The following is a 12,892-nucleotide window of genomic DNA, read 5'->3' as shown; positions in this document are numbered from 1 at the left end:
TGGCATGGTCCATCGGCTTCCGTCGCTGATGAACACCTGGGAGGGCAATTCCATCGGTTTGGCCGACGCGGCTGGACAGATGGTGTAGTTGTAGTGCCGAGGACAAGCCGTTCGTCCTATAACCGACTCGACTCGCGTCCGCCATTTCGGGCAACGCGGGTCAAGGTGCAGAATTTAGAGGAATGAACCGAGAAGGTTCGGTTCTCCCGAGGAGGCCGCTCATGACCGCTCGCACCCCTGATGCCGAGCCGCTGCTGACCCCGGCTGAGGTCGCCACCATGTTCCGCGTCGACCCGAAGACGGTCACGCGCTGGGCGAAGGCCGGCAAGCTCACGTCGATCCGCACGCTCGGCGGGCATCGCCGCTACCGCGAAGCCGAGGTCCGCGCTCTGCTCGCGGGCATTCCGCAGCAGCGCAGCGAGGCCTGAACAACTGAATAACCGGGCAAAACGGCAGGTCCCCCAACCTGTCGAGGCGCTCGGAACCACAGCTCCAAGCGACGCCGTTCCTGCCCCAACAGGGGTGCGTCGTTGATCGCGCTGGACTCCGCCGGGTCCAGCGCGATCTTTTTGTGTCCGGCCCTGTGCGCCGGGACGAGGCCGGGCCGGTTCTGTGAGCGGCCTTGTCGGAGTCTGGGGAGGGGTGTCGGATCGGCTGTGCGAGCACTGCGAGAGCCAGTGCAATTGCACATATTAAATTGACCAGTTGTAGGGGAGCCGTAAGTGCCACGGTTTCAAAAACTCATGCGGTGACACCCGTCACACGACGCGGTGGTTGTTGGCCGACCTGCCCGTGCGCTAGTGGAGGCATCGCTTCCAGGAGGTCTGCGTGGCAAGGGTGTTGGGATCCTCCGTGGATCACGCCACGGGCACGCTCTCGTCCTCGAGGCCCTCTTGACGTCCGGTCGGAGACTGTGGCCCCGGAGCGTCCAGCGCCAGGCGCAACAGCCGGTGGCAGATCGCGCAGTGGCGCGTCGCGTGACGGTACGACGACGCGGCCGACAGATGCGCGCGGAGCAGGGCCCGTGTCTCGTGCCTGACCGATGCCGCCATACGCCACCTCCGGGGCCGCACACGGGACGTTCCCTGCTTCTTGAAGTACCGAGCGAATGTGACGCCGTCAAGGCCGGGAGAGGGGCGCCCAGGGCCTCTGGGGGTCGTGGGGTGGAACGAGGCTGCAGACATGAGAAGAGGCCCGCACCAGACGGTGCGGGCCTCTTGTTTGCGGTCCTGACGGGATTTGCTGTACCCGATGGCGGCTGCGCCGCGGGCGCGGCCTCCACCTTGACAGGGTGGCGAGTGGTGCGCGGAGCAAGAAGAAGGGCCCGCACCGATCGGTGCGGGCCCTTCTCTGTTGCGGTCCTGACGGGATTTGAACCCGCGGCCTCCACCTTGACAGGGTGGCGAGCACTCCAAACTGCTCCACAGGACCAGGTTTCGCGGCGCTTCTTCTGCGTTGCGCTGCGAGAAGAGACTGTACAGGAGGGTTGCGCCCGGGTCGAACTCACCCTCCGCACAGGCCCCGTTACGGGCCGGGCGCTACGGCGCGAGCGCGTCGATCGCCTTCACGATCCGCTTGTCGGAGACCGGGTACGCCGTGCCCAGCGCGTGCGCGAAATAGCTGACCCGCAGCTCCTCGATCATCCAGCGGACCTCCCGCACCTGCTGCGGCACCGGCCGGCCCTGCGGCAGCTGCTCCAGCAGCCACGCGTACTCGTCCCGCATCTCGTGGACCTTCTCCATGCGCGACGTGTCCCGCTGCACACCGGTCGGCATCTGCTGCAGGCGCCGGTCGGCGGCGACCAGGTAGCGCATCAGGTCCGGCAGCCGCCTGATCCCCGCCTCCGTGACGAAGCCGGGCTTCACCAGCGCGTCCAGCTGCCCCCGTACGTCCTGGAGGTTCGCCAGCAACGCGGGGCTCCGTACGGACTTCAGGCGCCGCTCGCAGGCCTGCCAGGCCGCCAGCACCTGCTGTACCTGGCCCACCGTGCGGACGGTCGTGTCGACGATCTCCGCGCGGACCCGCTCGTACAGCTTCCGGTAGGACTCCTCGTCCCACGCCGGGCCCCCGAAGTCCGCGATCAGCTTGTCCGCCGCGGCCGTCGCGCAGTCCTCGAACAGGGCCTGGATCGAACCGTGCGGGTTCGCGGAGAGGTTCAGCTTCTGCTGGTTGGTCAGCTTCTCGGAGGCGAACTTCGCCGGGTTGACCGGGATGTTGCGCAGGATCAGCCGGCGCGTGCCCTTCCACATCGCCTGCGCCTGCTCGGCCTCGGTGTCGAAGAGCCGCACGGAGACGGTGTCGCCGTCGTCGACCAGCGCCGGGTACGCCTTTACCGGCTGTCCGGCCCGCCGCGTCTCGAAGACCCGCGACAGCGTCCCGATCGTCCAGTCCGTCAGACCCGAACGCTCCACCGACTCACCGCCGCTGCGCTCCGCGGTGGCCGCCGCGGCCTGCGAGAGCGCCTTGCGCGCCTTCGGCCGCAGCCGGAGCTTCAGCGCCTCCAGGTCCTTGTCCTCGGCCAGCTTGCGGCGCCGCTCGTCGACGATCCGGAAGGTGATCCGCAGATGTTCGGGGACCTTCGCCCAGTCGAAGTCCTCCGCGTCGAACGGCACCCCCACCATGCGCTTCAACTCCCGCGCCATGGTCACCGTCAGCGGCTCCTGCAACGGCACCGACCGGTCCAGGAACGCCTGCGCGTAGTTCGGGGCCGGCACGTAGTGGCGCCGGATCGGCTTCGGCAGGGACCGGATCAGCTCCACGACCACCTGCTCCCGCAGCCCCGGGATCTGCCAGTCGAAGCCCTCGTCCGTGACCTGGTTGAGCACCTGGAGCGGCACGTGCACCGTCACGCCGTCGGCGTCCGCCCCCGGCTCGAACTGGTACGTCACCCGGAACTTCAGCGGACCCTGCCGCCAGGAGTCCGGATAGTCGTCCTTGGTGACCGCCCCCGCCTTCTCGTTGATGAGCATCTCGCGCTCGAAGTCGAGGAAGTCGGGCTGCTCGTGCCGCTTGTGCTTCCACCACGAGTCGAAGTGCGCACCCGAGACGACGTGTTCGGGCACCCGCTGGTCGTAGAAGTCGTACAGCGTCTCGTCGTCCACCAGGATGTCCCGGCGCCGCGCCCGGTGCTCCAGCTCCTCGACCTCGGTGAGCAGCCGGCGGTTGTCCGCGAAGAACTTGTGGTGCGTCCGCCAGTCGCCCTCCACCAGGGCGTTGCGGATGAACAGCTCGCGGCTGACCTCGGGGTCGATCCGCCCGTAGTTCACCTTGCGCTGCGCCACGATCGGTACGCCGTACAGCGTGACCTTCTCGTACGCCATCACCGCCGCCTGGTCCTTCTCCCAGTGCGGCTCGCTGTAGGTGCGCTTGAGCAGGTGCTCGGCGAGCGGCTCCACCCACTCCGGCTCGATCTTCGCGTTGACCCGGGCCCAGAGCCGGGAGGTCTCCACCAGCTCGGCGGACATCACGAACCGCGGTGGCTTCTTGAACAGCGCCGACCCCGGGAAGATCGCGAACTTGGCGTTCCGGGCGCCCAGGTACTCGTTCTTCGCGCCTTCCTTCACGTCCTTCATGCCGACGTGGGAGAGCAGTCCGGCCAGCAGGGAGACGTGCACGCGGTCGTCGGGGGCGTCCTCCTCGTTGAGGTGGATGCCCATCTGCTTGGCGACCGTACGCAGCTGCGAGTAGATGTCCTGCCACTCGCGGATCCGCAGGAAGTTGAGGTACTCCTGCTTGCACATGCGGCGGAAGGACGACGAACCCCGCTCCTTCTGCTGCTCGCGGACGTACCGCCACAGGTTGAGGAAGGCGAGGAAGTCGCTGGTCTCGTCCTTGAAGCGGGCGTGCTGCTGGTCGGCCTGGGCCTGCTTCTCCGACGGCCGCTCCCGCGGGTCCTGGATGGACAGCGCGGCGGCTATCACCATGACCTCGCGGACACAGCCGGTCTTGTCGGCCTCCAGCACCATCCGGGCCAGCCGCGGGTCCACGGGCAGCTGGGCCAGCTTGCGGCCGGTGTCCGTCAGCCGCTTGCGTACGTCCTTCTGCGCCGGGTCCAGCGCGCCCAGCTCCTGGAGCAGCTGCACGCCGTCGCGGATGTTGCGGTGGTCCGGCGGGTCGATGAAGGGGAACTTCTCGATGTCGCCGAGGCCCGCCGCGGTCATCTGCAGGATGACGGAGGCCAGGTTGGTCCGCAGGATCTCGGCGTCCGTGAACTCCGGGCGCGCCTCGAAGTCGTCCTCGCCGTACAGCCGGATGCAGATGCCGTCGCTGGTCCGCCCGCAGCGGCCCTTGCGCTGATTGGCGCTGGCCTGCGAGATCGGCTCGATCGGCAGCCGCTGCACCTTGGTGCGGTGGCTGTACCGCGAGATCCGGGCGAAACCGGGGTCGATCACGTACTTGATGCCCGGCACGGTCAGCGACGTCTCGGCGACGTTGGTGGCCAGAACGATCCTGCGCCCGGTGTGCTGCTGGAACACCCGGTGCTGCTCGGCGTGCGACAGCCGCGCGTACAGCGGCAGTACTTCCGTGAACCGGTACTTCTTCTTCTCCAGCGCGTCCGCCGTGTCCCGGATCTCCCGCTCACCGGAGAGGAAGACGAGGATGTCGCCCTTGCCCTCCCCCATCAGCTCCTCGACGGCGTCGGTGATGGCGGTGATCTGGTCCCGGTCGGCGTCGTCGCGGTCCTCCTCCAGCAGCGGCCGGTACCGCACCTCCACCGGGTACGTCCGCCCGCTGACCTCGACGATCGGCGCGTCACCGAAGTGCCGCGAGAAGCGCTCCGGGTCGATGGTCGCCGACGTGATGACGACCTTCAGGTCCGGCCGCTTGGGCAGCAGCTGGGCGAGGTACCCCAGCAGGAAGTCGATGTTGAGGGACCGCTCGTGGGCCTCGTCGATGATGATCGTGTCGTAGGCGCGCAGCTCGCGGTCGGTCTGGATCTCGGCGAGCAGGATGCCGTCCGTCATCAGCTTGATGAAGGTGGACTCCGGATTCACCTGGTCGGTGAACCGGACCTTCCAGCCGACCGTCTCCCCGAGCGGAGTGTCCAGCTCGTCCGCCACCCGCTCGGCGACGGTGCGTGCGGCGATCCGGCGGGGCTGGGTGTGCCCGATCATGCCGCGGACGCCACGGCCCAGCTCGACGCAGATCTTCGGGATCTGGGTGGTCTTGCCGGAGCCCGTCTCGCCCGCCACGATCACCACCTGGTGATCACGGATGGCGGCCGCGATCTCGTCCTTCTTCTGGCTGACCGGGAGCTGCTCGGGGTAGCTGACGACGGGGACCCGCGCCCGGCGCTCCCCGACGCGCTGCTCGGCCTTGGCCACCTCCGTCTCGATCTCGGCGAGAACGGCGGCGCGCGCCTCGGGCTTACGGATCTTCCGCGCACCTTCGAGCCGCCGGCCGAGCCGGTGCGCGTCGCGCAGTGACAGCTCGGCCAGCCGGGGCGCGAGGGTACCGAGGGCGGGGGCGGGATGCGTAGACATACGGGTTCCAGGATCTCATCCCCGGGAAAAACCTGGCGAACGATTTCCGTCCGGGCGACGTCCGGGCAACACAGAACCCCCGTCGATGATCTCGACGGGGGTTGTATGTGGCTGGGGCCGGGGTCGAACCGGCGACCTATCGCTTTTCAGGCGATCGCTCGTACCAACTGAGCTACCCAGCCGTGAGGTTTCACGTGAAACCTCAGCGGTCCTGACGGGATTTGAACCCGCGGCCTCCACCTTGACAGGGTGGCGAGCACTCCAAACTGCTCCACAGGACCAAGCTTCGTACGACAGTGTCGCACATGTACTGCGTGCCCCCAACGGGATTCGAACCCGTGCTACCGCCTTGAAAGGGCGGCGTCCTAGGCCGCTAGACGATGAGGGCTATCGGCCCGCCTGGGCGCTTCGCAGCGCGTCGGGGACGTGAGAAGCATATGGGATGGCGGGAGGTATCGCCAAAACGGTTTACGAGGGGCTGGGGGAGGGGGTGGCGCCCGGCTGGTTCTCCTTGGGGAGGTGGCGGCTGACCTCGGCCGTCGTCAGGCCCAGACCGCCCAGCTTGATCTCGTCCCAGGCCTGGAGACGCCGGGTGTCCCGGTCGAAGTAGAGGATGGACGCCTGGATCGGGTCGGGGTACTTGCCCTCGACCGCGCGCAGTCCGCTGCCGCCGGTGGAGCCCTCCACGCGCAGACGGGTGCCGTACTTCATGACCTCCATGTCCTCGCGGTGGAGATGGCCGGCGAGGACCAGCGGCACCGCGCCGTCGACCTCGCGGGCGGCCGACGGCTCGTGGGCGATGGCGATGTCCACGGGGGTGCCGGCGGCGCTCTGGTCGCGCAGGGCGGAGGCCAGGCGGGCGCCGGCCAGTTCCTGGGAGGCCTCGGCCCCGTCCGACTTGGAGCGGTCGGGGGTGAACTGCGGGTCGCCGATGCCGGCGAAGCGCAGGCCCGCGACGTTCCGGGCCCGGCCGTCGTCGAGGACGTGGACGTTCTTCAGGCTCCGCAGATACTTCTGGGTCTCCCGGGAGTCGTGGTTGCCGCGGACCCACACGTACGGCGCGCCGAGGTCCTCGATCGGGTCGAGGAAGCCGTTCTCCGCGGCGGTGCCGTGGTCCATCGTGTCGCCGGAGTCGACGATCACGTTCACCTTGTACTGCTCCACCAGCGAGGCGATGATCTTCCAGCTCGCCGGGTTGAGGTGGATGTCGGACACGTGCAGGACGCGGATCGTGGTCGGGTCGGGCTGGTAGGCGGGGAGCGTGGAGGTGACGTCGTAGAGCTTGGTCACGTTGGTGACCAGGCGGGCCAGTTCCTTCTGGTAGACGTCGAACTCGGTCACGATGCTGCGCGCGTTGCCGACCAGGGAGGGCGCGGAGGAGAGCAGGCCGGAGAACCTGGGTTCCAGGACCGAGTCGGGGTTCCAGGTCGCGTAGGCGGTGCCGCCGGAGGCGACCAGGAGGGTGAGGGCGAGCCCGCCCGCGGCCAGGGCGCGCCGGGGGCGGCGGTAGACGGCGAGGCCGAGGGCGGTGGCGCCGGTGACGACGGCGACGCAGGAGCGGACGGCGAGGTCGAGGGTGCCGTGTTCGACGTCGTGGGCGACCTCGTCCTGGAGGCCGGAGAGGCGTTCGGGGTGGTCGACGAGGGCCTGGGCGCGGTCGGGGTCGAGCTGGTCGACGTTGACGTCGAGGCGGACCGGGGCGATGTGGCTGTCGAGCTGGAGGGCGCCCAGCGGGGAGACGTTGATCTTCGTGCCGCCGGTCACGGACGGGCGCAGCGTCATCGTCGTGTTCATGGGGCCGACGGGGACGCGGACGTTGCCGACGACCAGCAGGCCGAGCCAGGCGCCGAGCAGGACGACGGCGACGAGGCCGACGGCGCGGGTCCAGGGCCGGGGGCGGGCGGCCAGCTCGGGTGTGGCGGTGGGCGTCCGGCGGGCGCGGAGCCGGCGGGTGAGGGCGCGCGGGGCGTTGCGGATGGAGTTCATCACCTGGGCCAAGGCGTGCGGGGCTGCGGCTGGGACGCGGGCCATTGGTCCCGTATGCCCATGGCCGCGGGCGGATATGCGGGTCGTACCGCATGGTCGTACCCGACAATGGGTCTGTGCTGGAGATGACGCGCGAGGAGTTCGAGGAACTGGTCGCCGAGGCGCTGGACCGGATTCCGCCGGAGTTGACGCGACTGATGGACAACGTCGCGGTGTTCGTCGAGGACGAGCCGCCGGCGGAGGATCCCGAGCTGCTCGGGTTGTACGAGGGGACGCCGCTGACGGAGCGCGGGGAGTGGTACGCGGGGGTGCTGCCGGACCGGATCACGATCTACCGGGGGCCGACGCTGCGGTTCTGCGAGACGCGTGAGGACGTGGTGGCGGAGACCGAGGTGACGGTGGTCCACGAGATCGCGCACCACTTCGGGATCGACGACGAGCGGTTGCACGCGCTCGGGTACGGGTGAACGTACTCGGGTGCGGGTGAACGTCTCCGGGTACGGGTGACGCGCTCGGGTCAAGTCCGCCTCGCCGGGCGCGTGTCCTCTTGTGGGTGAAGGGAGTTGGGCACGGCGACTCCTTGAACCCCGGAGGTGGCCGCCCGTGCGCCCCTTGTACGTACCCGTCCGTCTGGCCGCCACGGCCATGGTCGTCGTCGCCGCCACCGGCTGCATGAGCGTCGGCGACGACGAGTCCGGAGGGGGCGTCAGGCCGTCGCACTCCGCCGGGGAGCGGGGCGGCGAGGCGCCCGAGGGCGGCCCCGCGGGCCCGGGCGGGAGCGCCGGACACGGCGCGGCGGCCGGCGACGAGGGGGACGGCAAGGGGAAGCGGGCCAAGGGCGGGGGCAAGGGCGACGGCAAGGGGAAGGCCGGGGACGCGAAGGGGAAGGGCGGGTCCGCCCCCGAGCGGCCGAAGGAAGGCGGACCCGGGACCCCGCCGCCGAAGGGCGGGGGCGACGGGCCGGGGCCCACCTGGACGCCGCCCGCGGAGCCCTCCCGGACCGTGGAGCCGGAGCCGACGCCGACCGAGCAGCCGCCGACGACCCCGACCCCGGAGCCGACGGTGGCGGAGCCCTCCTCGTCCGCGCACGAACCGCCGGGGACCCAGCTCGCGCAGCGGGAACCGGCACCCGCGGCCGGTGCTCCGGCCTAGCCGCATCCCCCGGCTGACCTGGGCATTGCGGGCCGGTTTGCCTTCGGGGGTGTGAGGTGCGTATGGTGGTAGATCGTTTGATCCCATTTGCCCGGCGCCACCGCAGAGCGCGCCGTGTGGCGCGTTCTCTCCCCCTGCCGTGGTGGACCGCATTGAGGCGGTCGTATTGCGAATCGCGATTCACGGAGTTGACGGGCGCGTGCCGACGAGAGACTCCGGAAGGTTTCGCATTCGCATGTCCATGACCAGTACCGATCACGCCGTCATGCCCGAGAACGCCGAAGGCGTCGAGGGCGCGACGGAGGCCGTAGAGGCCGCCGACACCCCCGCGACCCCCGAGGTGACCTTCGCCGAGCTGGGCCTGCCCGAGGGCGTCGTGCGCAAGCTCGCGCAGAACGGCGTGACCACCCCCTTCCCCATCCAGGCCGCGACCATTCCGGACGCGCTGGCGGGCAAGGACATCCTCGGCCGGGGCCGCACCGGCTCCGGCAAGACCCTCTCCTTCGGTCTGCCGACCCTGGCCACGCTGGCCGGCGGTCGCACCGAGAAGCACAAGCCGCGCGCCGTCATCCTCACCCCGACCCGCGAGCTGGCCATGCAGGTCGCCGACGCGCTCCAGCCGTACGGCGACGTCCTCGGCCTGAAGATGAAGGTCGTCTGCGGCGGCACCTCGATGGGCAACCAGATCTACGCCCTCGAGCGCGGCGTCGACGTCCTGGTCGCCACCCCGGGCCGGCTGCGCGACATCATCAACCGCGGCGCCTGCTCCCTGGAGAACGTGCAGATCGCCGTTCTCGACGAGGCCGACCAGATGTCCGACCTGGGCTTCATGCCCGAGGTCACCGAGCTGCTCGACCAGGTCCCGGCGGGCGGCCAGCGGATGCTGTTCTCCGCGACCATGGAGAACGAGATCAAGACCCTGGTCGACCGGTACCTGGACAAGCCGGTCAGCCACGAGGTCGACGCCGCCCAGGGCGCCGTGACGACCATGTCGCACCACATCCTGGTCGTGAAGCCCAAGGACAAGGCGCCGGTCACCGCGGCCATCGCCTCCCGCAAGGGCCGCACCATCATCTTCGTCCGCACCCAGCTGGGCGCCGACCGCGTCGCCGAGCAGCTGCGCGACGCGGGCGCCAAGGCGGACGCGCTGCACGGCGGCATGACCCAGGGCGCGCGCACCCGCACCCTGGCCGACTTCAAGGACGGCTACGTCAACGTCCTGGTCGCCACCGACGTCGCCGCGCGCGGCATCCACGTCGACGGCATCGACCTGGTCCTGAACGTGGACCCGGCCGGCGACCACAAGGACTACCTGCACCGCGCCGGCCGTACGGCCCGCGCCGGCCGCACCGGCACCGTGGTCTCGCTCTCCCTGCCGCACCAGCGCCGCCAGATCTTCCGGCTGATGGAGGACGCGGGCGTCGACGCCACGCGCCACATCATCCAGGGCGGCGCGGCCTTCGAGCCGGAGGTCGCCGAGATCACCGGGGCCCGGTCGATGACCGAGGTCCAGGCCGAGTCGGCGGGCAACGCGGCGCAGCAGGCCGAGCGCGAGGTCGCCCAGCTCACCAAGGAGCTGGAGCGCGCCCAGCGCCGCGCCACCGAGCTGCGCGAGGACGCGGACCGCCTGGTCGCCAGGGTCGCGCGCGAGCGGGGCGAGGACCCGGAGACGGTGCTGGCCGAGGTGGCCGCGGCCGCGACCGAGGTCTCGCTGCCCGAGCAGCCCGGCGCGCGCGACGTGGAGAAGGTGGAGAAGCCGGAGCGCGTCGCCTCGGCCGGCCGCGACCGCTTCGCCGACCGCGGCGACCGCCGTGACGACCGCCGCGATGACCGTGGTGGCCGTTCCTTCGAGCGCCGTGACGACCGCGGTGACCGTGGTGGCTTCCGTCGCGACGACCGCCGTGACGACCGTGGTGGCCGTTCCTTCGAGCGTCGTGACGACCGTGGCGGTTCCCGCCGTGACGACCGCCGCGATGACCGTGGTGGCCGTTCCTTCGAGCGTCGTGACGACCGTGGCGGTTTCCGCCGCGACGACCGCCGTGACGACCGGGGCGGGCGCTCCTTCGAGCGCCGTGACGACCGCGGTGACCGCGGTGACCGTGGTGGCTTCCGTCGCGACGACCGCCGTGACGACCGTGGTGGCCGTTCCTTCGAGCGCCGTGACGACCGTGGCGGCTTCCGCCGCGACGACCGCGGTGAGCGCGGCGGACACCGCGGCAGCGACCGCCCGTTCAACCGCGACCGCCAGGGCGACCGTCCCGGTTTCCGCTCCGGCGGCCACGACCGCCCGTACGGCCGCCGTGACGACCACCGCGGTTCGTCCGGTTCGTCCTTCGGCCGCCGTGACGACAAGCCCCGCTGGAAGCGCAACGGCTGACGCCTGAACGTCCGTACGCGCCGTGGCCCCTGCCCTGACGGGTGGGGGCCACGGCGCTCCCATTTCGGCCACGTGGTGACGCATGTCACGCCCGCCCCAAGGGAATTGCTGGGGGCATGACAGATGACGCCAAAGTGAGTGGGCTGTCGGACGAGGAACGGCTGGCCCAGCTCGGCTACACCCAGGTTCTGGCCCGCCGCATGTCGGCGTTCTCCAACTACGCGGTCTCCTTCACCATCATCTCGGTCCTCTCCGGCTGCCTGACCCTGTATCTCTTCGGCATGAACACGGGCGGCCCCGCCGTCATCACCTGGGGCTGGGTCGCCGTCGGCCTGATGACCCTCTTCGTCGGCCTGGCGATGGCCGAGATCTGCTCGGCGTACCCGACCTCGGCGGGCCTGTACTTCTGGGCGCACCGCCTGGCGCCGCCCCGTACGGCGGCGGCCTGGGCGTGGTTCACCGGCTGGTTCAACGTGCTGGGCCAGGTCGCGGTGACCGCCGGCATCGACTTCGGCGCCGCGTCCTTCCTGGGCGCGTACCTGAACCTCCAGTTCGACTTCGAGGTCACACCGGGCCGCACGATCCTGCTCTTCGCGGCCATCCTCGTCCTGCACGGCCTGCTGAACACCTTCGGCGTCCGCATCGTCGGCCTGCTGAACAGCGTCAGCGTCTGGTGGCACGTCCTCGGCGTCGCGGTCATCGTCGGCGCGCTGACCTTCGCCCCCGACCGGCACCAGTCGGCGTCGTTCGTCTTCGGCGAGTTCGTCAACAACACCGGCTGGGGCAGCGGCGTCTACGTCGTCCTGATCGGCCTGCTGATGGCCCAGTACACCTTCACCGGCTACGACGCCTCCGCCCACATGACGGAGGAGACGCACGACGCGTCCACGGCCGGCCCGAAGGGCATCGTCCGCTCCATCTGGACGTCGTGGATCGCCGGCTTCGTCCTCCTCCTCGGCTTCACCTTCGCCATCCAGTCCTACGAGGGCGCCCTCACGTCCCCGACCGGCGCGCCGCCCGCCCAGATCCTCCTGGACGCGCTCGGCGCCACCGCGGGCAAGCTGCTCCTCCTGGTCGTCATAGGGGCGCAGCTCTTCTGCGGGATGGCGTCGGTGACGGCGAACAGCCGCATGATTTACGCCTTCTCCCGCGACGGCGCGCTGCCCTTCTCCCACGTCTGGCACACCGTGAACCCGCGCACCCGCACGCCGGTCGCGGCGGTCTGGCTGGCGGCCCTGTCCGCGCTGGCCCTCGGCCTGCCGTACCTGATCAACGTCACGGCGTACGCGGCGGTGACGTCGATCGCCGTCATCGGCCTCTACATCGCCTACGTCATCCCGACCCTGCTGCGCCTGCGCAAGGGCGAGGCCTTCGAGCGGGGGCCGTGGCACCTGGGCCGCTGGTCCCGGGCGATCGGCGTGGTCGCGGTGGCGTGGGTCGGCGTCATCACGGTCCTGTTCATGCTGCCGCAGGTCTCCCCGGTCACCTGGGAGACCTTCAACTACGCGCCGATCGCCGTCCTGGTCGTCCTCGGCTTCGCGGCGACCTGGTGGCTGGCCTCGGCCCGCCACTGGTTCCTCAACCCGGACCACGCCCGCACACGCGCCCGCGCGGCCGCCCGCGCGAACGCCCCCGAGCCGGTGGACCCGTAGCCACCGCCGCCCCCGACGCGGCCGTGACCGGGATACCCGATCGGCGTCACGGCCACGTCGGGCTATGCTCGGTGTGGCAACATCACGCAGCACCGCGCGGCACCCCCTGGGCCCTTAGCTCAATTGGCAGAGCAGTGGACTTTTAATCCATTGGTTGTGGGTTCGAGTCCCACAGGGCCTACCAGTCGGCCGGACCCCAGCTCACAGCAAGACTGAGCTGGGGTCCGGCCCGTTTTGACCAT

General features: G+C 70.2%; 8 protein-coding genes and 5 tRNA genes. 6 read left to right on the top strand and 7 right to left on the bottom strand.

Going from position 1 to position 12,892, the window contains the following annotated elements; translation table 11 throughout:
• Positions 1–221: 221 nt before the first annotated feature.
• On the top strand, positions 222–428 hold the full coding sequence (gene bldC, locus ACFC1X_RS19375; RefSeq protein ID WP_003949541.1) for a developmental transcriptional regulator BldC: 207 nt from the start codon (positions 222–224) through the stop codon (positions 426–428).
• 429 nt (positions 429–857) lie between these two features.
• Here bldC and ACFC1X_RS19370 read toward each other — a convergent pair whose 3' ends face one another.
• The 7 genes from ACFC1X_RS19370 to ACFC1X_RS19340 all read right to left on the bottom strand — a co-directional run bounded on the left by ACFC1X_RS19370 (position 858) and on the right by ACFC1X_RS19340 (position 7,514).
• Entirely contained in the window at positions 858–1,052 is a 195-nt protein-coding gene (locus ACFC1X_RS19370) for a DUF6274 family protein (protein ID WP_125492939.1), read from the bottom strand.
• Between the two features lie 304 nt (positions 1,053–1,356).
• Positions 1,357–1,431 (bottom strand) — tRNA-Asp (locus tag ACFC1X_RS19365).
• A 107-nt stretch (positions 1,432–1,538) separates the two neighbouring features.
• A complete protein-coding gene (gene hrpA / locus ACFC1X_RS19360) occupies positions 1,539–5,483 on the bottom strand; it encodes an ATP-dependent RNA helicase HrpA (protein WP_376355227.1) in 3,945 nt (1,314 codons plus the stop codon).
• Between the two features lie 108 nt (positions 5,484–5,591).
• Positions 5,592–5,665 (bottom strand) — tRNA-Phe (locus tag ACFC1X_RS19355).
• A 24-nt stretch (positions 5,666–5,689) separates the two neighbouring features.
• A tRNA-Asp gene (locus tag ACFC1X_RS19350) sits at positions 5,690–5,764 on the bottom strand.
• Positions 5,765–5,798: 34 nt separating this feature from the next.
• A tRNA-Glu gene (locus ACFC1X_RS19345) sits at positions 5,799–5,871 on the bottom strand.
• 80 nt (positions 5,872–5,951) lie between these two features.
• Entirely contained in the window at positions 5,952–7,514 is a 1,563-nt protein-coding gene (locus ACFC1X_RS19340; RefSeq protein ID WP_376355225.1) for a metallophosphoesterase, read from the bottom strand.
• 71 nt (positions 7,515–7,585) lie between these two features.
• Here ACFC1X_RS19340 and ACFC1X_RS19335 point away from each other — a divergent pair, with 71 nt between their 5' ends.
• From ACFC1X_RS19335 to ACFC1X_RS19315, 5 genes are all read left to right on the top strand, one after another.
• Positions 7,586–7,936, top strand: coding sequence for a metallopeptidase family protein (locus tag ACFC1X_RS19335; protein ID WP_064728673.1), 351 nt, complete (start codon positions 7,586–7,588; stop codon positions 7,934–7,936).
• A 136-nt stretch (positions 7,937–8,072) separates the two neighbouring features.
• Positions 8,073–8,621 carry a hypothetical protein gene (locus tag ACFC1X_RS19330; RefSeq protein ID WP_376355223.1) on the top strand — a complete coding sequence of 183 codons (549 nt, stop codon included), beginning with the start codon at positions 8,073–8,075 and terminating at the stop codon, positions 8,619–8,621.
• Between the two features lie 235 nt (positions 8,622–8,856).
• A complete protein-coding gene (locus tag ACFC1X_RS19325) occupies positions 8,857–10,998 on the top strand; it encodes a DEAD/DEAH box helicase (RefSeq protein WP_376355221.1) in 2,142 nt (713 codons plus the stop codon).
• A gap of 116 nt (positions 10,999–11,114) precedes the next feature.
• Positions 11,115–12,650: an amino acid permease gene (locus ACFC1X_RS19320; RefSeq protein WP_376355219.1), complete on the top strand. Its 1,536-nt coding sequence runs from the start codon at positions 11,115–11,117 to the stop codon at positions 12,648–12,650.
• Between the two features lie 108 nt (positions 12,651–12,758).
• A tRNA-Lys gene (locus tag ACFC1X_RS19315) sits at positions 12,759–12,834 on the top strand.
• Positions 12,835–12,892 lie beyond the last annotated feature (58 nt).

It is taken from the genome of Streptomyces sp. NPDC056128, assembly GCF_042263835.1.
GTDB lineage: Bacteria > Actinomycetota > Actinomycetes > Streptomycetales > Streptomycetaceae > Streptomyces.
The sequence above is the reverse complement of the archived record's forward strand: the minus strand, read 5'-3'. Positions and strand labels throughout refer to the sequence as shown.

Excerpts from the sequence above, each read along its gene's own strand:
- ACFC1X_RS19340 (WP_376355225.1), bottom strand. The coding sequence starts at position 7,514 with ATGGCCCGCGTCCCAGCCGCAGCCCCGCACGCCTTGGCCCAGGTGATG.
- ACFC1X_RS19320 (WP_376355219.1), top strand. The coding sequence starts at position 11,115 with ATGACAGATGACGCCAAAGTGAGTGGGCTGTCGGACGAGGAACGGCTG.
- ACFC1X_RS19325 (WP_376355221.1), top strand. The coding sequence starts at position 8,857 with ATGTCCATGACCAGTACCGATCACGCCGTCATGCCCGAGAACGCCGAA.
- ACFC1X_RS19370 (WP_125492939.1), bottom strand. The coding sequence starts at position 1,052 with ATGGCGGCATCGGTCAGGCACGAGACACGGGCCCTGCTCCGCGCGCAT.
- bldC (WP_003949541.1), top strand. The coding sequence starts at position 222 with ATGACCGCTCGCACCCCTGATGCCGAGCCGCTGCTGACCCCGGCTGAG.
- hrpA (WP_376355227.1), bottom strand. The coding sequence starts at position 5,483 with ATGTCTACGCATCCCGCCCCCGCCCTCGGTACCCTCGCGCCCCGGCTG.